20 protein-coding genes and 1 pseudogene are annotated in these 20,602 nt (G+C 61.4%); 13 read left to right on the top strand and 8 right to left on the bottom strand.

Annotated features, from left to right (window positions below; translation table 11 throughout):
• Positions 1 to 22: 22 nt before the first annotated feature.
• The gene (locus tag ASE80_RS15670) at positions 23 to 280 is read right to left on the bottom strand and encodes a hypothetical protein (RefSeq protein ID WP_056859728.1); all 258 of its coding nucleotides are present in this window, start codon (positions 278 to 280) and stop codon (positions 23 to 25) included.
• 157 nt (positions 281 to 437) lie between these two features.
• Here ASE80_RS15670 and ASE80_RS15665 point away from each other — a divergent pair, with 157 nt between their 5' ends.
• The 4 genes from ASE80_RS15665 (at position 438) to ASE80_RS15650 (ending at position 4,149) form a co-directional block, all read left to right on the top strand.
• A complete protein-coding gene (locus ASE80_RS15665) occupies positions 438 to 914 on the top strand; it encodes a PaaI family thioesterase (protein ID WP_056859727.1) in 477 nt (158 codons plus the stop codon).
• Positions 911 to 1,363, top strand: a complete 453-nt coding sequence (locus ASE80_RS15660; RefSeq protein WP_056859726.1) for a PaaI family thioesterase — start codon at positions 911 to 913, stop codon at positions 1,361 to 1,363. Before ASE80_RS15665 ends, ASE80_RS15660 begins: the two co-directional genes overlap by 4 nt.
• A gap of 89 nt (positions 1,364 to 1,452) precedes the next feature.
• Positions 1,453 to 3,357 carry a molecular chaperone HtpG gene (htpG, locus tag ASE80_RS15655; RefSeq protein WP_056859739.1) on the top strand — a complete coding sequence of 635 codons (1,905 nt, stop codon included), beginning with the start codon at positions 1,453 to 1,455 and terminating at the stop codon, positions 3,355 to 3,357.
• A gap of 66 nt (positions 3,358 to 3,423) precedes the next feature.
• Positions 3,424 to 4,149, top strand: coding sequence for a dienelactone hydrolase family protein (locus tag ASE80_RS15650; RefSeq protein ID WP_056859725.1), 726 nt, complete (start codon positions 3,424 to 3,426; stop codon positions 4,147 to 4,149).
• Between the two features lie 110 nt (positions 4,150 to 4,259).
• Here ASE80_RS15650 and ASE80_RS15645 read toward each other — a convergent pair whose 3' ends face one another.
• Both ASE80_RS15645 and ASE80_RS15640 read right to left on the bottom strand, forming a co-directional pair.
• Positions 4,260 to 5,126: a pirin family protein gene (locus ASE80_RS15645; protein WP_056859724.1), complete on the bottom strand. Its 867-nt coding sequence runs from the start codon at positions 5,124 to 5,126 to the stop codon at positions 4,260 to 4,262.
• Positions 5,127 to 5,190: 64 nt separating this feature from the next.
• On the bottom strand, positions 5,191 to 5,607 hold the full coding sequence (locus ASE80_RS15640; protein WP_056859723.1) for an OsmC family protein: 417 nt from the start codon (positions 5,605 to 5,607) through the stop codon (positions 5,191 to 5,193).
• A gap of 205 nt (positions 5,608 to 5,812) precedes the next feature.
• Here ASE80_RS15640 and ASE80_RS31875 point away from each other — a divergent pair.
• Together ASE80_RS31875 and ASE80_RS31870 are read left to right on the top strand one after the other, a co-directional pair.
• A pseudogene (locus ASE80_RS31875) lies at positions 5,813 to 6,583 on the top strand (MCP four helix bundle domain-containing protein); the annotation flags it as partial.
• A complete protein-coding gene (locus ASE80_RS31870; protein WP_371920519.1) occupies positions 6,575 to 7,438 on the top strand; it encodes a methyl-accepting chemotaxis protein in 864 nt (287 codons plus the stop codon). The pseudogene ASE80_RS31875 and the gene ASE80_RS31870, both read left to right, overlap by 9 nt.
• A 176-nt stretch (positions 7,439 to 7,614) precedes the next feature.
• Here the strand turns inward: ASE80_RS31870 and fabB are convergent, their stop codons facing one another.
• The 5 genes from fabB to ASE80_RS15610 form a co-directional block, all read right to left on the bottom strand.
• Positions 7,615 to 8,835: a beta-ketoacyl-ACP synthase I gene (gene fabB / locus ASE80_RS15630; RefSeq protein WP_012723103.1), complete on the bottom strand. Its 1,221-nt coding sequence runs from the start codon at positions 8,833 to 8,835 to the stop codon at positions 7,615 to 7,617.
• A gap of 11 nt (positions 8,836 to 8,846) precedes the next feature.
• Complete coding sequence (gene fabA, locus ASE80_RS15625) at positions 8,847 to 9,362, bottom strand: 3-hydroxyacyl-[acyl-carrier-protein] dehydratase FabA (RefSeq protein WP_003210552.1); 516 nt, start codon at positions 9,360 to 9,362, stop codon at positions 8,847 to 8,849.
• Between the two features lie 249 nt (positions 9,363 to 9,611).
• Positions 9,612 to 11,513, bottom strand: coding sequence for an ATP-binding protein (locus ASE80_RS15620; RefSeq protein ID WP_056859721.1), 1,902 nt, complete (start codon positions 11,511 to 11,513; stop codon positions 9,612 to 9,614).
• Positions 11,510 to 12,439, bottom strand: a complete 930-nt coding sequence (locus tag ASE80_RS15615; RefSeq protein ID WP_056859720.1) for an ABC transporter substrate-binding protein — start codon at positions 12,437 to 12,439, stop codon at positions 11,510 to 11,512. The genes ASE80_RS15620 and ASE80_RS15615 overlap by 4 nt, the downstream gene beginning before the upstream one ends.
• Before the next feature lies 1 nt (position 12,440).
• A complete protein-coding gene (locus tag ASE80_RS15610) occupies positions 12,441 to 14,561 on the bottom strand; it encodes a TonB-dependent receptor plug domain-containing protein (RefSeq protein WP_330219943.1) in 2,121 nt (706 codons plus the stop codon).
• A gap of 193 nt (positions 14,562 to 14,754) precedes the next feature.
• Between ASE80_RS15610 and ASE80_RS15605 the strand changes: the two genes are divergently transcribed.
• The 7 genes from ASE80_RS15605 (at position 14,755) to ASE80_RS15575 (ending at position 20,546) form a co-directional block, all read left to right on the top strand.
• Positions 14,755 to 15,780, top strand: a complete 1,026-nt coding sequence (locus ASE80_RS15605; RefSeq protein ID WP_056859718.1) for an NAD(P)H-dependent glycerol-3-phosphate dehydrogenase — start codon at positions 14,755 to 14,757, stop codon at positions 15,778 to 15,780.
• 11 nt (positions 15,781 to 15,791) lie between these two features.
• Positions 15,792 to 16,139, top strand: a complete 348-nt coding sequence (locus tag ASE80_RS15600) for a DUF4389 domain-containing protein (protein WP_056859717.1) — start codon at positions 15,792 to 15,794, stop codon at positions 16,137 to 16,139.
• Positions 16,136 to 16,585: a phosphohistidine phosphatase SixA gene (sixA, locus tag ASE80_RS15595; protein WP_056859716.1), complete on the top strand. Its 450-nt coding sequence runs from the start codon at positions 16,136 to 16,138 to the stop codon at positions 16,583 to 16,585. Before ASE80_RS15600 ends, sixA begins: the two co-directional genes overlap by 4 nt.
• An 85-nt stretch (positions 16,586 to 16,670) precedes the next feature.
• Positions 16,671 to 18,320, top strand: a complete 1,650-nt coding sequence (locus tag ASE80_RS15590) for an AMP-binding protein (RefSeq protein ID WP_056859715.1) — start codon at positions 16,671 to 16,673, stop codon at positions 18,318 to 18,320.
• Between the two features lie 30 nt (positions 18,321 to 18,350).
• A complete protein-coding gene (locus ASE80_RS15585) occupies positions 18,351 to 18,794 on the top strand; it encodes a hotdog fold thioesterase (RefSeq protein ID WP_056859714.1) in 444 nt (147 codons plus the stop codon).
• 97 nt (positions 18,795 to 18,891) lie between these two features.
• Positions 18,892 to 19,695 carry an alpha/beta fold hydrolase gene (locus tag ASE80_RS15580; protein WP_056859713.1) on the top strand — a complete coding sequence of 268 codons (804 nt, stop codon included), beginning with the start codon at positions 18,892 to 18,894 and terminating at the stop codon, positions 19,693 to 19,695.
• Entirely contained in the window at positions 19,692 to 20,546 is an 855-nt protein-coding gene (locus ASE80_RS15575; RefSeq protein WP_056859712.1) for an alpha/beta hydrolase, read from the top strand. The genes ASE80_RS15580 and ASE80_RS15575 overlap by 4 nt, the downstream gene beginning before the upstream one ends.
• Positions 20,547 to 20,602: the final 56 nt, after the last annotated feature.

Raw genomic sequence — 20,602 nt, 5'->3', positions numbered from 1 at the left:
TTTTGCAGCAAAGACCAGGCTATTAAGGCTTGGCAGGTGCTGTTGGAGTAGCGGTGCCGTCTTCTTTCGCTTTTTCAGCGTTCGCATCAGCCTGAGCTTTGGCAGCATCGGCGTTTTCTTTTGCAGCGTCGTTCACTTTATCCTGTGCTTTGGCCATGTCTTTCTGAGCTTGCTCAGCATGCGATTGAGCATCTTGGGCTTTGTCTTCGGATTTCTTATCGCAGGCAGCGAGACCGAGGGCAGCGGCCAACATCATGGAAATAGCTAAAGTCTTGCGCATGGGGTGTTTCTCCTTATGGATATATCTACTGGCCTTTCGAGCTTAGACGGCCAGCATTAGTTCCTTTTGTTTCAAAGATATATAAAACACCACCGCCAAGGAACTTTTAGCCCTAACCCCATACTGCGTAAACCCACACTAATAAGAGTCTGCACACATGACCGAAAGCCCCCTGTTAGAGCGTGCCACGCGCTTTGTTTCGGCCCTGCGCCATTGCCAGGTGCTGGGCATCATCGTGCATGCCGCCAGCCAGGAGGGCATGACGCTGGCCCTGCCTTACGGCCCGCATATCGTCGGCGACCCTCAAACCGGCGTGATTCACGGCGGCGCGCTGACCTCATTAATGGACACTGCCTGCGGCATGGCCACGCTGTGCGTGCTGCCGGAGTTCGAGGTGTGCCCGACCCTGGATTTGCGTGTCGACTATATGCATCCCGCCGAGCCGCATAAGCCGGTGTATGGCTTTGCACAATGCTACCGGGTGACCACCGACGTGATCTTCACCCGTGGGTTCGCCTACCAGGATGACCCGCAACAGCCCATCGCCCATGTGGTGGGTACGTTCATGCGCATGGGCAAGCGCCTCAAGGGCACGCAAGGACTGGGTAGCACCATCAAGGGAGAGCAGGCATGACACATCGATTCAAGACCCGCCTCGAACAGGCCCATGAGCGCGGTGACTATGAGGCGCTGCTCAACCTGGTGCCTTACGCGAAGCTGATCGGTATTGAATGCTCAAGGCTCGGCGATGAACTGCTGTTTCGCCTGCCGGCCAACAAGGACAATATTGGTAACCCGATATTACCGGCGCTGCACGGTGGCGTGATCGCAGGTTTTATGGAGCTGTCGGCGGCGTTACATTTGCTGGTATTTACCGGCGCGCCGGGCTTGCCGAAAATCATCGATTTTTCCCTGGATTACCTGCGCGCCGGGCAGTTTCGCGACACCTACGCCAAATGCCAGGTGTGGCGCCAAGGCCGGCGGGTGGCGAATGTGGCGGTCACCGCCTGGCAAAGCACCGCCGCCGAGCCGATTGCCACCGCCCGCGCCCATTTCAAAATTGAGGAATGGGTGCGCCCTTGAAATCCTGGTCTTAGCCCCCAACTTTGATGACAACCCGCCGCTAACCCTTTCGGGCGCGGCCACTGCCATCCAATTGGAGTTTGATGACCATGAGTGTGGAAACTCAAAAGGAAACCCTGGGCTTCCAGACCGAGGTGAAGCAACTGCTGCACCTCATGATCCATTCGCTGTATTCCAACAAGGAAATCTTCCTTCGCGAATTGATCTCGAACGCCTCTGACGCTGTCGACAAATTACGTTTCGAAGCCCTCTCCAAGCCTGAGTTGCTGGAAGGTGGCGCCGAACTGAAAATCCGTGTGAGCTTCGACAAGGACGCCAAGACCGTCACCCTCGAAGACAACGGCATCGGCATGAGCCGCGAAGACGCGATTACCCATCTGGGTACCATCGCCAAATCCGGCACCGCAGACTTCATGAAGAACCTGTCGGGCGACCAGAAGAAAGATTCGCACCTGATCGGCCAGTTCGGCGTGGGCTTCTACTCGGCCTTCATCGTCGCCGACAAGGTTGAAGTATTCAGCCGCCGCGCCGGCCTTGACGCCAGCGAAGGCGTGCACTGGGCCTCCAAAGGTGAGGGCGAGTTCGAAATCGCCACTGTCGACAAGGCTGACCGCGGTACGCGTATCGTGCTGCACCTCAAAGCGGCTGAAGATGAGTTCGCCGACGGCTACCGCCTGCGCAATATCATCAAGAAATATTCCGACCACATCGCTTTGCCGATCGAACTGCCGAAAGAACAAGCGGCTGTCGAGGGCGAAGAAAAACCTGCCCAGGAATGGGAAGTGGTCAACCGTGCCAGCGCCTTGTGGACCCGCCCTCGTACCGAAGTCAAAGACGAGGAATACCAGGAGTTCTACAAGCACATCGCTCACGACTACGAGAACCCGCTGAGCTGGAGCCACAACAAGGTCGAAGGCAAGCTGGAATACAGCTCGCTGCTCTACGTACCGGCCCGCGCTCCGTTCGACCTGTACCAGCGTGAAGCGCCGAAAGGCCTGAAGCTGTACGTGCAGCGCGTGTTCGTGATGGACCAGGCAGAATCCTTCCTGCCGCTGTACCTGCGCTTTATCAAGGGTGTGGTCGACTCCAACGACCTGTCGCTGAACGTGTCGCGGGAAATCCTGCAGAAAGACCCGATCATCGACTCCATGAAGTCGGCGCTGACCAAGCGCGTGCTCGACATGCTGGAAAAACTGGCGAAGAACGAGCCTGAGCAATACAAGGGCTTCTGGAAAAACTTCGGCCAGGTCATGAAAGAAGGCCCGGCGGAAGATTTCGCCAACAAGGAAAAAATTGCCGGCCTGCTGCGTTTTGCCTCGACTCAGGCTGACGACGGCGAGCAGGTTGTGTCGCTGGCCGAGTACCTGGCACGCGCCAAGGAAGGTCAGGACAAGATCTACTACCTGACCGGCGAAACCTACGCCCAGGTCAAGAACAGCCCGCACCTGGAAGTCTTCCGCAAGAAAGGCATCGAAGTGCTGCTGTTGACCGACCGTATCGACGAGTGGCTGATGAGCTACCTCAGCGAGTTTGACGGCAAGACCTTCGTCGACGTGGCCCGTGGTGACCTGGACTTGGGTAACCTGGACTCCGAAGAAGAGAAGAAGGAAGCCGAAGAAGTCGCCAAGGCTAAAGAAGGCCTGGTCGAGCGGATCAAGACTGCCTTGGGCGATGCCGTCAGCGAAGTGCGGGTTTCCCACCGTCTGACCGATTCCCCGGCGATTCTGGCCATCGGCGAGCAGGACCTTGGCATGCAGATGCGCCAGATCCTTGAAGCCAGCGGTCAGAAAGTGCCGGATTCCAAGCCGATCTTCGAATTCAACCCAGCTCACCCGCTGATCGAGAAACTCGATGGCGAGCAGAGTGAAGAGCGTTTTGGCGACCTGTCGCACATCCTCTTCGACCAGGCAGCCCTGGCCGCCGGTGACAGCCTTAAAGATCCGGCCGCGTATGTGCGCCGCCTGAACAAGCTGTTGGTTGAACTGTCGGTTTAACACCGTTGTAGAAAAACCCGCTTCGGCGGGTTTTTTCGTTCTAACGCACCTTAACTGGAGTAAATGATGAGCCAAGTCACTGTACGTTCCGTGGTCTATCAGATTGATGGCCAGTCTTATGAAAGCCGCCTGGCGTTCGACGCCAGCCACAACGGCCCGTTGCCGGGCCTGCTGATGGCGCCGAACTGGATGGGTGTGAGTGCGGGTGCCGAGGAAATCGCTAAAAGCGTGGCCAGCCAAGGCTACGTGGTGCTGATCGCCGACCTGTACGGGCAAACCGTACGCCCGACGAATGGCGATGAAGCCGGCGCTGCGATGACGCCGTTGAAGAACGATAACCCGGCGCTGCTCAAGCGCATGCAGGCGGCCTTTGAGCAACTGCAAAGCCAGACCGAAGCGGCCGTTGATACCTCGAAGCTGGCCACCTTCGGTTTCTGCTTTGGCGGTTTCTGCTCCCTGGAGCTGGCACGTACCGGTGCGCCGTTGAAGGCTGCCGTGTCGTTCCACGGTACGATCGACACGCAGAATCCTGCAGGTGCGAAGCACGTCAAAGGCTCGGTGCTGGTGCTGCACGGCGCTTCCGATCCATTGGTGCCAAAAGAGCAACTGCCGGCGTTTGAGGCGGAAATGAACGCCGCCGGTGTGGATTGGCAGTTACTGAGCTACGGCGGCGCGGTGCATTCCTTTACTGACCCGCACGCCAATGTGCCGGGCAAGATGATGTACGACGCAAAGACGGCCAAGCGGGCGTTCCAGTCGATGCATAACTTGCTGGATGAAGTGTTCAAATAGCCCCATTGATCGTTCCCACGCTCTGCGTGGGAACGCCTCGCTGGACGCTCAGCGTCCGCTCTTGGTGACGCGGAGCGTCACGGGCTGCATTCCCACGCGCGTGGGAACGATCATCTCACCGGCAACTCAATCCTTTCAGACTCACCCGGCACCGTCGGCCAATCCCCGGCCGCCCAACGCTGTCTGGCCTGTTCAATCACCGCCGGATCGCTCGCGACAAAATTCCAGTTGATCCGCCGTGGCCCATCCAGCGGCGCGCCGCCGAACACCACCACGTGGCAATCGCTTTCAGCAAACAAGGTCATTGCCTGCCCGCTCGGCAACACCACCAGGCTATGCGCCTCGACTGCGTCACCGTCCAACTGCGCATCGCCGTCCAGCACATACACCGCCCGTTCTTCATGCTCATCCGGGATCAGCAAGGTGGTGGCCGTCTGCATCTGCACTTCGGCATACAGCGTGGGTGACAGCACCGGCACCGGCGATTTAAGGCAGAAGCCCGAGCCTGCGATCAGGCGAATCTGCACGCCCAGGTTGTCGCTCACCGGCAGGCTCGCCGCCGGGTGATGGCTGTAGTGGCCAGGACCGGTTTCGTGGTCTTTGGGCGAGGCCAGCCACACTTGCAGGCCATGCAGGCTGAAGCCGCTGGCCTTGATGGCATCGGGCGTGCGTTCGACGTGGGCAATCGCGCTGCCGGCGGTCATCCAACTCACGTCACCGGCTTGCACTACCTGGTCCGAGCCTAGGCTGTCCTTGTGCTGCAAGGCGCCTTCGAACAGATAGGTGAGGGTGGACAGCCCAATATGCGGGTGCTGGCGGATATTCATGCCAGTGCCGGGCGCATAGCGGGTCGGCAACATATGGTCGAAAAACACAAAAGGCCCGACGCTGCGGCATTCGCGTGACGGCAGCGGGCGCAGGATCGGCTGGCCTTCGACGTCTTCGGCGCGCGGGCGGATCACGGTGAGGGTGGTCATTGGGCGTCCCTGTCTAAGCGGGTTAGGTGCTACTGAGCATAACCCGCTCGACGGGAGGTTGGCGCTACTGGCTGAAGGCACCTTCGGACAGTTTGGTCTCGATGGTGACTTCGGCGGTGGTCATCAGCTTGTGTGCCGGGCACTTATCGGCGACGCGATGCAGCTCATCGCGCTGCTCATCGCTGAGTACGCCCTTGAGCGTCAGCTTGACGTTGAGCTTGTACTTGCCTTTTTGCTCCTCGGCGCTGTCGTGGGTGACTTCCACGGTGACGCCGGTGAGCGGGATGTCTTTTTTCTGAGCGTAGAGCTTCACGGTCAGCGCCTTGCACGAGGCCAGGGCGGCGTCGAAATAGTCGTGGGGCGAGGGCGCCGAGTCGTCACCGCCCAGGCTTTTGGGCAGGTCGGTGAACAGTTCGTGGTTGTTGATGTTCACGCTGTGGCGAAAGTTATCGTGGTTCAGGGTATTGACGGTAACAGGCATGGCAAACCTCACGAGGGCAGAAAAAGGTCATGCAGTTATAGAGCATGCTGGCACTTCAGTGTTCCGCGTTTTTTGCAATGGCAGCTCGCGCGATTGCAATGGGCGTTGATATCGCGTTTTCGTCTTACGCAAACGGGACAACGGGCCGATACCTTTCAGGAGACCTGCTGCAGGTGGATGCAGCGCATTCGGAAGGAATCCAGGCATGAGTATCCGTAGTTTGAATATCGCCCCGCGCGCCGGTTTGGGCTTTGGCGTGCTGGCATTGATGGTGTTTGCTCTGGGCGGTTTCGCCCTGCTGCAAATGGCCAATATGCGCCAACAGTCCGATCAGGTAGAGAACAATTGGTTGCCCAGCGTGATGGCGGTGGGGGAGATGGCCCAGGACCTGCTGCGGGTGCGTGCGCTCACTCTGCGGTTGCTGGTCAACCGTGACCCGCAGGCGCTGGCGCAGAACGAGCAGAAACTCACTGACCTGAAAAACGGCCTGCACCGGGCGCAGACGCTCTACGAAGGGCTGATCGTACTGCCCGAAGAGCGTGCGCTGTTTGATCGCTTCAAGGCCCAGGAGCAGCAATACCTGCAACGCCAGGAGCAGGTGATGGGGTTTTCCAGGGCCAATCAGCTGGAAGACGCGATCAGGATCGTCAACGGTGAGATGAATCAACTGGCCGATGAGTTGGCCGCGACCTTGCACGACCTGGTGACCTTGAACAAGGCCAGTGCCAACCAGGCCGCGAACCTGGCGCAGAGCGTATTCACGCAATCGCGCACGTGGGTGGTCGGCATGATAGTGCTCACTGCATTGATCACCATCGGCCTGGCGGTCTGGCTGACCCGCAGCATCGTGCTGCCGTTGGCGCAGTCGCTGAAGGTCGCCCAGGGCGTGGCGGGCGGCGACCTCACCGGTGAGATCAGCGTGACCGGCAACGATGAGCCCGCGCGCTTGCAGCAGGCGCTCAAGGGCATGCAGGCGAACCTGCGCGACACCATTCGACGGATTGCCGAGTCTTCGAACCAATTGGCTTCGGCTTCTGAAGAGCTCAGCTGTGTGACTGAAGATGCGACCCGTGGCTTGCATCAGCAGAACCAGGAAATCGAACAGGCGGCCACGGCGGTCAACCAGATGACCGCAGCGGTGGAGGAGGTGGCGAGCAATGCGGTGGCCACGTCCCAGGCGTCTCGCGAGTCTGATCGCATTGCCCAGCGTGGGCGCGCGCAGGTGCATCAGACCGTGGTGTCGATTGAAGCGCTGGCCGATGATGTCACCTCCAACGCCACTCAGGTCGAGGACCTGGCGCAGAAGGTCTATGGCATCAGCAAGGTGCTGGATGTGATTCGCTCGATTGCCGAGCAGACCAACTTGCTGGCGCTGAATGCCGCGATTGAGGCGGCGCGCGCAGGCGATGCCGGGCGTGGCTTTGCGGTGGTGGCCGATGAGGTGCGGGCCTTGGCCCATCGCACGCAGCAGTCGACCCAGGAAATCGAGTTGATGATCAGCGGGATCCAGCAAGGCACCGATCAGGCTGTCAGTTCAATGCAGCAAAGCAATACACGGGCGCGCTCTACGCTGGATATTGCCAAGTCGGCGGGCACGGCGTTGGAGGAGATTGCGTCGGCCTTTACCTTGATCAACGAGCGCAACCTGGTGATTGCCAGCGCGTCGGAGCAGCAGGCGGCGGTGGCGCGGGAGGTGGATCGCAATTTGATGAACATTCGCGATCTGGCGCATCAGACGTCGACCGGGGCTAACCAGACCAGTGCGGCGAGCCAGGAGTTGTCGCGGTTGGCGGTGGACCTGAATACCATGGTGGCGCGGTTTTCGGTGTAGGGCTTGGGACTGAGGTGATGCTATCGCAGGCAAGCCAGCTCCCACATGTTGGCTGGCGAACACCGTCAAATGTGGGAGCTGGCTTGCCTGCGATAAGGGCGACTCGGTCTCATTCCATTGCCCACAAAAAAGCCCCGAACCAGTCGGGGCTTTTTCAGGTGATCAACCTGCGGGGCTTACTTGCCCTGCCAGCGTTTCAGTACCAGGGTGGCGTTGGTGCCACCGAAGCCGAAGCTGTTGCTCATCACGGTGTCGATCTTGGCGTTTTCAACGGTCTTGGTCAGGATCGGCATATCGGCGACGACCGGGTCGATCTCGTCGATGTTGGCCGAGCCGGCCATGAAGTTGCCTTCCATCATCAGCAGGCAGTAGATCGCTTCGTGAACGCCGGCGGCGCCCAGGGAGTGACCCGACAGGCTCTTGGTAGAGCTGATGGCCGGTGCCTTGTCGCCGAATACCGCACGCACACCTTCCATTTCCTTGGCATCGCCGACCGGAGTCGAAGTGCCATGGGTGTTCAGGTAGTCGATTGGGGTGTCCACGGTGGACATGGCCATCTGCATGCAACGGATGGCGCCTTCGCCGCTTGGCGCAACCATGTCGTAGCCGTCGGACGTAGCGCCGTAGCCGACGATTTCCGCGTAGATTTTTGCGCCACGGGCCAGAGCGTGTTCCAGCTCCTCGACCACTACCATGCCGCCACCGCCGGCGATGACGAAACCGTCACGCTTGGCGTCGTAGGCGCGGGAGGCCTTTTCCGGGGTTTCGTTGTACTGGGTGGACAGCGCGCCCATGGCGTCGAACAGGAACGACTGGCTCCAATGTTCTTCTTCGCCGCCGCCGGCGAAGACGATGTCCTGCTTGCCCAGCTGGATCTGCTCAACCGCAGTACCGATGCAATGCGCACTGGTGGCGCACGCGGAGGAGATCGAGTAGTTCACGCCCTTGATGGCGAACGGCGTGGCCAGGCAGGCCGAAACGGTGCTGCCCATGGTCCGTGTGACACGGTACGGGCCAACGCGCTTCACGCCTTTTTCGCGCAGGATGTCCAGCGCTTCCATCTGGTTGAGGGTTGATGCGCCGCCGGAGCCGGCGATCAGGCCGGTGCGTACGTTCGAAACCTGGTCTTCGCTCAGGCCTGAGTCGGCGATGGCGTCTTTCATGGCCAGGTAGGCGTAGGCGGCAGCGTGGCCGACGAAGCGATAGATCTTGCGATCAATCAGTTCTTCGAGGGGCAGGTCGATGGAGCCGGAAACCTGGCTACGCAGACCCATTTCGGCATATTCCGGGTTGAAGCGGATGCCAGGGCGACTTGCACGCAGGTTAGCGGTGACGGTCTCTTTGTCATTGCCCAGGCAAGAAACAATACCCAGACCAGTGATAACGACGCGGCGCATGCGGATAACCCTTAAAAGTTGTCAGTGGAAGTGAATACGCCGACCCGAAGGCCTTCGGCAGTATAGATCTCGCGACCGTCGACAGTCACCGAACCGTCGGCGATAGCGAGGTTCAGCTTGCCCTTGAGGACGCGCTTGATTTGAATGTTGTAGGTGACTTTCTTGGCGGTCGGCAGGACCTGGCCAAAGAACTTCACTTCGCCCGAACCCAGGGCACGACCGCGACCTGGCAGGCCTTGCCAGCCCAGGTAGAAACCGACCAGTTGCCACATGGCATCAAGGCCCAGGCAGCCCGGCATCACAGGGTCGCCTTCGAAATGGCAGGCGAAGAACCACAGATCAGGGGTGATATCCAGCTCGGCGACCAATTCACCTTTGCCGTACTTGCCACCCTCTTCGCTGATATGGGTGATGCGATCCACCATCAGCATGTTCGGGGCGGGCAGTTGCGCGTTACCTGGGCCGAACAGCTCACCGCGACTGCAGCGCAGCAGGTCTTCCCGAGTAAAGGCGTTTTGTTTGGTCATGCGAGCTCCTCAATAATCCCATGCGGCAGGGCAGGGTAAATCTTCCCGGACCGAATGAAGCGTTCATGCCTCATATCGGCAGCCTACACATAGACTATTGCGTTGTAGTGAAAGTCACAGCGTCAAGGCACTCAATGTACACTTGTTCACTGAAATTTTAAACCGAGCCTGTTTATCGGCCCGTTTGGGTGCCTAAGACTGCCGCACTTTCGTCTCTCGCGCCAGTCGCAGTTGGTTGATGGCGCGGCGCTATTGCACCCAGCGCTGCAGGATTTGCTGCAAATCCGTGCGTTTGAACGGCTTGGCCAGGTAATCGTTCATTCCGGCTGCCAGACAGGCTTCGCGATCACCCTGCAAGGCGTTGGCCGTCAGCGCGATAATCGGCAGGTCGGCGCAGCCGGGCAGTTGGCGAATCCGGCGGGTGGCTTCGTAGCCGTCGATCAACGGCAGGCGGCAATCCATCAGGATCGCGGTAAAAATCAGGCTCTCGGCACTGCGGATCGCCTCGGCGCCATCGATGGCCAGGCTCACTTCAAAGCCCAGGCTGCGCAACATGGCTTCGACCACGGTGCGGTTGACCGGGTTGTCCTCCACCAGCAACACATGGCGGCCATCACCCGCGCTGGCCTTGCCCTCGGCGTCCAGGGCGATCGCCGGCAGGCTGTGCTGGTCGATGGCCAGGGGGATTTCCAGGGTAAACACCGAGCCACGGCCTTCCTGGCTTTGCGCGCGCAGCGTGCCGCCCATACGTTCGGCCAGCGTGCGCGCAATGGGCAGGCCCAGGCCGGTGCCGCCGTAACGTCTGGAAATGGAACTGTCAGCCTGCTGGAACGCATCGAACATCAGCTCCAGGCGTTCGGCGGAAATCCCGATGCCACTGTCGCGCACCGTGCAGGTGAACCACACCAGTTCATGGTCGAGGGTTTGCCAATGGGGCTCGACGGTGACGCTGCCGTGCTCGGTGAATTTGAGCGCGTTACCGATCAGGTTCACCAGGATTTGGCGGATACGGGTCGGGTCACCCTGCACGCGCAAGGCGTCCATGCCCGGCGGAATCGGCAACTCCAGGCTCAACCCGCGCTGCTGTGCGCTGTGCTGGAAGGCCTGGGCACAACTGTTGATCAGGTCGGCGAGGTTGAAGGGGATATGTTCCAGCTCCAGCGCGGCGCGTTCGATGCGTGAGAAGTCGAGGATGTCGTTGATGACTTTAAGCAGGTGCTCGGTGGACTCCGATGCCAGCGCCGCGTATTCGGTCTGCTCCTCGGTCATCTCGGTGGTTTCCAGCAGTTGCAGCATGCCCAGCACGCCGTTCATGGGCGTGCGCAGCTCGTGGCTCATCATCGCCAGGAAGTCCGACTTGGCGTTGTTGGCCCGTTCGGCCTCTTCGCGGGTCTGGATCAACTGGGCCATGGCCTGCTGCTGTTCGCGGCTGGCCTGGTTAAGGCCTTCGGCGAGGTTGTTGATGTGTCGCGACAAGTCGCCCAGCTCCGAGTCATCGACAATCGGCAGCGGTGTCTTGTAGTCGCCTTGCTGGATGGCTTTTACCGCGTGGCCCATGGCGCTGATCGGCTGCGACAGGCTGGCGGCCAGGCGCCGGGCGAGCAGGAAGGTAAACAGCAGGGCGAACAGTGCGAGGATGCCGGCCTTGAACAGAATCTCCTGCTGGCGCTGGCTGAAGGCGTCGTTGGACATGCCGACGATCACCCGGCCCAGGTAATCGGCACGCGGCGCCTTGGGTTCGTTGAGGTTGTCCTGAAAAAAGTCATTGCCCAGCTGGATATGCTGCAAGCGGATGGGTGCCTGGAACACTTTCACCGACAGCGAACGGTCGTGTTTCTCCGAAGGTTGCTCGACATACACCAGGATGTTCTCGGTGCTGTCCTGAATCTCCAGGAAGCGCACATGCGGGGTGGCCAGCGTGGCACGCAGCAGGCTTTCGAGCACATCGTTGTTGCCGGAAATCACCCCGTACTCCGTGGCCGGGGCCAGTTGGTTGGCGATCAACTGGCCGGTGTGGTCGAGTTCCTGGCGCAGGTCCTGGATACGCACGAAGGTAAAGAAGCTGATCAACAGCAGGGTCAGCAACAGCGCCGGGCCCAGGGTGATGAGCTGGGTGCGGGTGTTGATGTCCCAGCGACGACGCAAGGTCATGGGCGTTTTTCTCCTTCGGCCAGGCGGGCGGCGACGGCGGCTTCGTCCACCTGTTCGATCCCCAGTGAGCGCGCGACTTGCGGGTTGCCCACGACTTTGAAGTGTTGCGGGTACACGCTGCGTGGCCAGTTGGCTGGCGGGTGATCCAGCAGCCGGTCGAGTACATCCAGCCAGTCGGCCTGGTCGCTGTAGGTGCTGGCCAGGCTGCCGGCCTTGACGAACCCGGCGTTGGGGCCCACCAGCGGCAGTTGCTGGGCGTAGCTGCTGAGCAACAGGTTCTTCACGGTTTTCGGGTTGTACAACTGCGGGTCGTCGAGGCCGAGCAGCACGTCACTGTTTTTAAGCAGGTTTTGCAGCGGGCGGCTGTCGCTGATGTTGTCCCAGCGCTGCGGCACGATCTGCAGGCCCATGGGCGCTGCGTACTCGCGCAGCTCCGGCAGCAGGAACTCACTGTCGCTGCCATAGAGCACACCGATGCGTTGGGCCTGCGGCAGGATATTGGCGATCAGCTTGAGTTGGCGCGCCAGCGGCGGGTCGCTCCACAACAGGCTGATTTTTGCCGGGTGGGTGGTGCCCAGGCGCTGGCGTGCCTGCAGGCGGCTGATACGCAACACCAGGGTCGGCGGGCCCTGGTCATCCTGCAGGCGCCAGTCGAGGCCGGGCAGGTCCAGCAGGATCAGGCGCGTGCCGGGCGGCAACTGGCTGGGCGCGGGCAAGTCTTTGAGCGGGACAAAGCTCACCTGGTCCTCGGGACGCTGCCGGGCCAGGGCTTGGGTAAATGCCTGTACGCCGGCACCGTCTTCGGCGGCGGTCAACAGGATATCGGCGCTCCACGCCGGTGCTGTCAGTAACAGGCACACCAGCAGCAAGGCACGGCGCCAGCGCCGAAAGATAAAGAAGAGGGTCATCCGTGACTGAGCGCCCATGTCAGAATTCCAGCTCCGCGCTGAAATAGAGGACATGACGACTGTCGTAGTGGTTATCGGCCCAGGTGGTGGGCTGGTTATCGAGGCGTTGTTGCAACATGCCGGCCAGCTCCACATTGGCTTTGCCCAGGGCAATGCGCTTGGCCACCCGCAGGTCGACCCGTTCGAAGCGATATTGGTTGAGCGCATCGTCGCCATAGTAGAACAGCGCACTGGACCAGCCGTGGCCCCACTCGCGCAGCCAACCGGCCGAGCCGCTGTTGCGCGCGGTTTGCGCCTTGTCCAGCGGGTTGCTGGAAGCGGCGTCGACGTAAGCATAGGTCAGGCGCAGGCGGTCGGTATTGCTCATGCGCCAGTCGAACTGCGATTCGGCGCCGGTGAACCGTGCGCTGTTGGCGTTGCTGGCAATGTATTGGTTGTTGCGCAGCGGCGAGCTGATCATCTCGGTGATTTCGTCGTAGAACAGTTTCACGTCGACATTCAACCCGAAGTCGGCAAAGAAGCCGTTGTAGCCCAGCTCTCGTGAACGCATCAACTCTTTATCGAGGTTGCCGGGGCCCCGCGTTACCACAAAATATTGCCCGGAGTTCTGCCCGTAGGTCGGCGAGCTCAAATTGGTGACGCGGTAGCTCCAGTTGACGTTGTTCTCGAACATGTCGGGCGAGCGAATCGCCTCGGAGTACACCGCCCGCAGGCCGTGGCGCGGGTTGATCAGGTAGTTGACCGCCACCCGCGGCGTCAGCGAGTTGCCGCTCAGGTGGGTGTCTTCGTACATGGCGCCGCCCTGCAACAGCCAGTGTTCGCTGGCGCGCCATTCCAGGTGGCCGAACAAGCGCCAGGTGGTGTCGTCGAGGGTGCCGTTGAAGTAGGTATCGGAGTCGGCGCGGTCGTAACGGTAGTTCATGCCGCTGACCAGGCGCAGGCTGTCGGACAGGCTCAGGGTGTCCTGGATCTCCAAATCGTAGCGGCTTTCGCGGGTGCTTTGGTCGATGTCGCCGCAGACGCTTTGGTTAGCGCCGTTGCGCCACTGGTCGAGCACCTGGTTGCCCAGCGTTTGTTCGGCGGCACTGCCGGGTGGTGCAACGCCCTGGCTGTAGGTGTCCATGTGCCGCGCCAACCGTTCGGCATAGTTGGGGTTCAACTGCCACAACTGCGTCAGCTCCGGGCTGAACGAGACCTTTGCGTCACAGGCTTTCCAGACCTGCTGTCGGTCCCATTGCTGGGCCGAGCCTTGAATGTACAGGCTGTGCTCGGGGTTGAAGTCGACGTTCCAGCGCAACGACCCGGCATAGTCCTTGGCGACGGCATCGGAATTGGTGCCGCCTTCGGTAATCCCGGCAAACACCGGCGTGTAGGTATAGGGACGCTGGTTGGTGCCTTCCTTAGCGTCAAATTGCCAGTCGAGGCTCTGTTGCGCGTTCAGGGTCTGGCTCACCGCCAGGCTGAAGCGGTTGAGGCGGCGGCCGTCGCGGCGGTCGGCACCGACGGCATCGCTGTCAAAGCCATCGTCCTGCTGACCGGACAAGGACAGGCGCAAGTCACCGGTTTCCCAACCCACGCCCTGGCTGGCGTAGTAGTCGTTGATGCCGCGCTGGCCACGGATGACTTTAATCCGCGAACCGTGGCTGTTGGCCGGTGAGCGCGTGAGGATATTGACCACCGCCATCAGCGCGTTGGCGCCGTAGCTGACGGTGTTGGGGCCACGGAACACCTCGATGCGCTCGATATCTTCCATGGCCACCGGGATGTCGCTCCAGTCCACGGTGGCAAGGCCCGCGCGGTACACCGAGCGCCCGTCGATCAACACTTGCATGCGCCGCGCGTCGCTGGCGCTGGTGCCGTGGTAGTTCACTGCCGCCTGGTTGCCGCTGGTGTAGCCGACCATCATCCCCGGCACCAGCCGCAGCAGCTCGGCGATGTCGCGTGCGCCGCTGGCCTTGATCAGCTCGCTGTCGATCACCGTCATGCTGCCGGGCACGGCCGCGGCCGATTGCTTGAGGCGTGTGGCGGTCAACACTTGCGGCAGCGGCTGGCTGTCGAGAAACAGGTCATCAGCCAGCGCAGGTGTGCTGCACAGCAACATCAGCAACAGCGATGAGCGAGGAGGAGGGCCCAGATACACGGCACGGCCTTGATAATTACGGATAGCCGCCCATGTTAACTGAGGTGGGGCCATTTGCCAGTCGTGGGACTTGCAATTACTTCACACAAGTGTGGCATTTTCCGACAAGCGCACGAATTGACGCAGGGGCTGGCCGCAAGCGGGTCGCCCCGTATAATGCCGCCATCGCCATGTAAGGATTAACGGATTGCATATGACTGAACAGCGCCCTATTGCGGTCCTGGGAGGCGGAAGTTTTGGTACCGCCGTGGCTAACCTGCTGGCTGAGAATGGCCACGCGGTGCGCCAGTGGATGCGCGATCCCGAGCAGGCCGAGGCCATCCGCGTGCATCGGGAAAACCCCCGTTACCTTAAAGGCATCAAGATTCATCCGGCAGTGGAGCCGGTCACCGACCTGTTGGCGACGCTGACCGACTGTGACCTGTGTTTTGTCGCGCTGCCTTCCAGCGCCTTGCGCTCGGTATTGGCGCCCCACGCTGAGCGTCTGGCCGGCAAGCTGCTGGTCAGCCTGACCAAAGGCATTGAGGCGCAGACCTTCAAGCTGATGAGCGAAATCCTCGCCGAGATCGCCCCGCAGGCGCGCATCGGCGTGCTGTCCGGGCCGAACCTGGCGCGGGAAGTCGCCGAACACGCGCTGACCGCCACAGTGGTGGCCAGCGAAGACGAGGCACTGTGCGAACGCGTCCAGGCCGTGCTGCATGGCCGTACCTTTCGCGTCTACGCCAGTGGCGACCGCTTTGGTGTCGAGCTGGGCGGGGCGCTGAAAAACGTCTACGCGATCATCGCCGGCATGGCCGTGGCCCTGGGCATGGGCGAGAACACCAAGAGCATGCTGATCACCCGCGCGCTGGCGGAAATGACCCGTTTTGCGGTGAACCAGGGCGCCAACCCGATGACATTCCTCGGGCTGGCCGGCGTAGGCGACTTGATCGTCACCTGCTCGTCGCCCAAAAGCCGCAACTACCAGGTCGGGTTCGCTCTCGGCCAGGGCCTGAGCCTGGAAGACGCGGTCACGCGCCTGGGCGAAGTCGCCGAAGGCGTCAACACCCTCAAGGTGCTGAAGGCCAAGGCCCAGGAAGTCGGTGTGTACATGCCGCTGGTCGCCGGGCTGCACGCGATCCTGTTTGAAGGGCGCACCTTGAACCAGGTGATCGAGCTGCTGATGCGCGCCGAGCCCAAAACCGACGTCGACTTTATTTCCACCAGTGGTTTCAACTGAGGAACGCGCACATGAACGATCCGAAAGACGCCCCAAAATACGAGTCCATCCTGCTGCGTATCCTGTGGATGCTGGTGTTTGCCCTGGTGTGGCAAGTGGCGCAGTTCCTGCTCGGTGCGCTGGTGGTGGTGCAACTGATTTATCGCCTGATCTACGGCGCGCCGAATCTGGGCCTGATGAATTTTGGCGACAGCCTCAGCCAGTTCCTGGCGCAGATCGGCCGTTTCGGCAGCTTTCATACTGAACAGAAACCCTGGCCGTTCGCCGATTGGCCAACCCCACGTGCACCTGAAGGCGAAGCCGCCCACAGCGTGCCGCCGGCGCCGCACCCGGTGCGTGATGAGGAGCCGAAGCTGTGAAGCTATGGATTTTGCGTCACGGTGAAGCCGAAGGGCATGCGCGCACCGACGCCGAGCGCAACCTCACCGAGCATGGCCGTGGCGAAGTGTTGCGCAGTGCCGCGCACCTGATTGGCCAGCCCATCAGCGCCATTATCGCCAGCCCCTATGTGCGGGCGCAGCAGACGGCGCAGTTGGTGCGTGAGGCGCTGGGTTTCGAGCCGCAGGTCCGCACGGTGCCGTGGTTGACGCCTGAGGGCAACCCGCTGCACGTGCTGGAAAAGCTCGACACCGATGACAACGTGCTGCTGGTCAGCCATCAGCCCTTGGTGGGCAGCTTGATCAGCTTTTTGCAGCATGGTCACCAGCGCCAGCCAGAGCCGATGCACACCGCCAGCCTGGCGGAGCTGGAAGGCGATTTTCCGCTGGCAGGGCTGATGAGCCTGGTCAGCGTAAAAAACCCATAAGCTGGATCGCTTCTTTTTGTGTGCTATATAGTCAACCAAGCAAGTGCTTGGTTGGCTATCATCGGATCACAAAGGAGCGCGTCCCATGCCTGTCGCTTTTCGTTTGCCGTTGCAGGTCTTCTTCGAACGTGAAGCGCGACACCCGCGCAAACCTTTTCTGGTGCAACCCATCGGCGGCGGCGAGGTGCAGACGCTCACCTGGGGCGATGTCGGCCATCAGGCCCGTTGCGCCGCGCATTGGCTGCGCGCCCGGGCATTGCCCCAGGGCTCGCACATTGCCCTGATCTCGAAAAACTGCGCGCACTGGATCATTGCCGACCTGGCGATCTGGATGGCCGGGCATGTGTCGGTGCCGTTGTACCCCAACCTCACGGCGGACTCCGTCAACCATGTGCTCACGCATTCGGAGGCAGCGCTGGTGTTGATCGGCAAGCTGGATGACTGGCCCGCCATGGCGCCCGGCATCCCGGCCGGATTGCCGACCATCAGCCTGCCGTTGTGCCCGGCCGGCGACTTTGATTTCAGCTGGGCAGACCTGCAAGCCAGTTCACCGATTCAGGACAACCCTTCGCCAGAGGCCGCGAACCTGGCCACCATTGTTTACACCTCCGGCACCACCGGCTTGCCCAAAGGCGTGATGCAAACCTTCGGCGCCTTGGGGTTTGCCGCCACGCGCGGCACGCAGATATTTGGCTTGGGCGAGGACGACCGGCTGCTGTCCTACCTGCCGTTGTGTCACGTGGCAGAGCGCATGTTTGTCGAGCTGGCGGCGATCTATACCGGGCAAACCGTGTTTTTCGCCGAAAGCCTCGACACCTTCCTGACCGACCTGCGCCGGGCGCGCCCCACGGCCTTGTTCGGCGTCCCGCGTATCTGGACCAAGTTCCAGATGGGCGTCTACGCCAAAATTCCGGAAAAACGCCTCGATACCCTGTTGCGCCTGCCTTTTATCGGCAAGCGCGTCGGCCACAAAGTGTTGGCCGGGCTGGGCCTGGACGCGTTGCGCATCGCGCTGTCCGGCGCCGCCCCGGTGCCGGAAGCCTTGCTGCGCTGGTATCAACGCCTGGGCCTGGATGTGTTGGAGGTGTATGGCATGACCGAAAGCTGCGGCTATTCCCATGTGTGCCGCCCTGGCCAGCAAACGCTGGGCTGGATCGGCCTGCCATGCCCTGGCGTTGAAGTGCGCATCGACCCAATGGGCGAAGTGCAGGTGCGCAGCGGCGCGACCATGCTCGGCTATTTCAAGGACCCGCAGAAAACCGCCGAAACCCTCACCGAGGATGGCTTCCTGCGCACCGGCGACAAGGGCGAGCAGGATGCCGACGGCCGCCTGCGCCTGACCGGGCGGCTCAAGGAGATCTTCAAGACCAGCAAGGGCAAGTACGTGGCCCCGGCGCCGATCGAAAACCGCTTGGCTGAACATGCACGCATCGAACAGGTGTGCGTGGTCGGCGATGGCTTGCTGGCGCCGATGGGCTTGTGCGTGTTGTCGGCCGGCAGCCAGGACCGGCAAGCGCTGCGCAGCAGCCTGGAACGCTGGCTGGAACAGGTCAACGGTGCGCTGGACAAGCACGAGCGGTTGCGCCAACTGGTGGTGGTCAAAGACAGTTGGGCGGTAGAGAACGGCTTTCTGACGCCGACCCTGAAGATAAAACGCAACGTGATCGAGTCGACTTACGGCGCACAATTTTCGGCCTGGAGCGAACGCAGCGAGCCGATTGTGTGGCAGGATTAGGGTCGTAATAAAACCAATAAGGACGATTTCATGAGCTTGTGGCGCACCCAACCGAATATCGAGCAACTCAACGCCAGCCAGAAAAACACCATCGGTGAATTGCTGGATATCCGTTTCGAAAGCTTCGACGACGAGTCCCTGACCGCGAGCATGGTGGTCGACCATCGCACCCACCAGCCGTATGGCCTGCTGCACGGTGGCGCGTCGGTGGTACTGGCCGAAAGCGTCGGCTCCATGGCGGCTTACCTGTGCATTGATGCCAGCAAATTCTATTGCGTGGGCCTTGAGGTCAACGCCAACCACTTGCGGGGTGTGCGCAGCGGGCGGGTGACGGCGGTGGCACGGGCGATTCATATCGGCCGTACTACCCAGGTGTGGGACATTCGCTTGACCAGTGACGATGGCAAGGCCAGTTGCGTGTCGCGCCTGACCATGGCCGTGGTGCCGTTGGGCGAGAACCCTCCGGCACGATAGGCGTGGCGTGAGTGTCATCATTCCTGGCGGTTACGGTCATTGCTGTGCGGTTAAAGGCTGGTGACAATTCACTTCTGTTCTCGTAGATGGATCCTGTATGTCGCAGCACGTGTTTTTTGCCCATGCCAATGGCTTTCCTTCGGCCACTTACGGCAAGTTGTTTGCCGCCCTGGCCCCGGAATACGCGGTGGCGCATTTGCCGCAGCACGGTCACGACCCCAGGTTTCCGGTGGATGACAACTGGCAAAACCTGGTGGACGAGCTGATCCACCACCTGGAACAGCAACCGGAGCCGGTGTGGGGCGTTGGCCATTCCTTGGGCGGCGTACTGCACTTGCACGCCGCCATGCGCTGCCCGCAGTTGTACCGTGGCGTGGTGATGCTCGATTCGCCGGTGTTGACCCGCGCTGACCGCTGGGTGATTCGCGCCGCCAAGCGCTTTGGTTTTATCGACCGCCTGACGCCGGCGGGGCGCACCTTGGGTCGACGTGAAGAATTCAGCGACCTGGCTGCCGCACGCAGCTACTTCGCCGGCAAGACGCTGTTTCGCGGCTTCGACCCGGAGTGCTTTGACGCGTACCTGCAACACGGCCTGCAACAGGTGGGCGATCGCCTGCGCTTGCGCTTTGACCCGGCCACCGAAATCAGTATCTACCGGGGCGTGCCCCACACCAGCCCAGGCCAGGTTCGCCAGCTGAAAGTGCCGCTGGCGGTGGTACGCGGTCGCCAGAGCCGGGTGGTGATGCGTCACCATGCCAGTGGTGTCGACCGCCTGCCCATGGGCGAAATGCTCACCATGCCCGGCGGCCATATGTTCCCCCTCGAACGCCCCCAGGACACCGCGACCTTGATCAAGCACCTGTTTTCCCGCTGGCAAGCCCGCGAGCGCAGCTGCGCATGAGCAACCCGGTCGAAGAAGTGCGCCTGAGCCTGCCGCATATCGAATTGGCCGCGCACCTGTTCGGGCCCGAAGACGGCCTGCCGGTGATCGCTTTGCATGGCTGGCTCGACAACGCCAACAGCTTTGCGCGGCTGGCGCCCAAGCTTGAGGGGCTGCGCATCGTTGCGCTGGACATGGCCGGGCACGGGCACTCGGCTCATCGGCCGGCCGGGGCCGGTTATGCCTTGTGGGATTACGTGTTTGATGTGCTGCAAGTGGCTGAACAACTGGGCTGGAAACGTTTTGCATTACTTGGCCATTCCCTGGGCGCCATCGTTTCCCTGGTGCTGGCCGGGGCATTGCCGGAGCGTGTCACCCACCTGGGGTTGATCGACGGCGTGATCCCGCCGACCGCCGCTGGCGAGAACGCTGCCGAGCGCCTCGGCATGGCGTTGCAGGCGCAATTGAGGCTGCAAGACAAGCGCAAACCGGTCTACAGCACCCTGGATCTCGCGGTGCAGGCGCGCATGAAAGGCGTGGTGGCAGTCAGCCGTGAAGCCGCTGAACTGCTGGCCCAGCGCGGTTTGATGCCCGTGCCGGGCGGCTACACCTGGCGCACCGACGCGCGCTTGACCCTGGCATCGCCGATGCGCCTGACCGATGAGCAGGCGATGGCTTTCGTGCGGCGCGTAGGTTGCGCTACACAGTTGGTCGTCGCGGCTGACGGCATGTTGGCGAAACATTCCGAATTGCTTTCTCAGCTACCTTTTACGGTGAACACGCTGCCGGGCGGCCATCATTTGCACCTTAATGATGAGCCCGGCGCGATCCTTGTTGCAGACTGTTTCAATCGGTTCTTCTCCACGCCTTGACTTGGCGGGGTCAACTGCCGAGGCTGGGCGGATTGAAAGGGAGTCAACCATGTACG

The organism is Pseudomonas sp. Leaf15, from assembly GCF_001421425.1.
GTDB classification, from domain to species: domain Bacteria; phylum Pseudomonadota; class Gammaproteobacteria; order Pseudomonadales; family Pseudomonadaceae; genus Aquipseudomonas; species Aquipseudomonas salomonii.
This window is presented reverse-complemented; position numbering and strand designations above follow the sequence as displayed.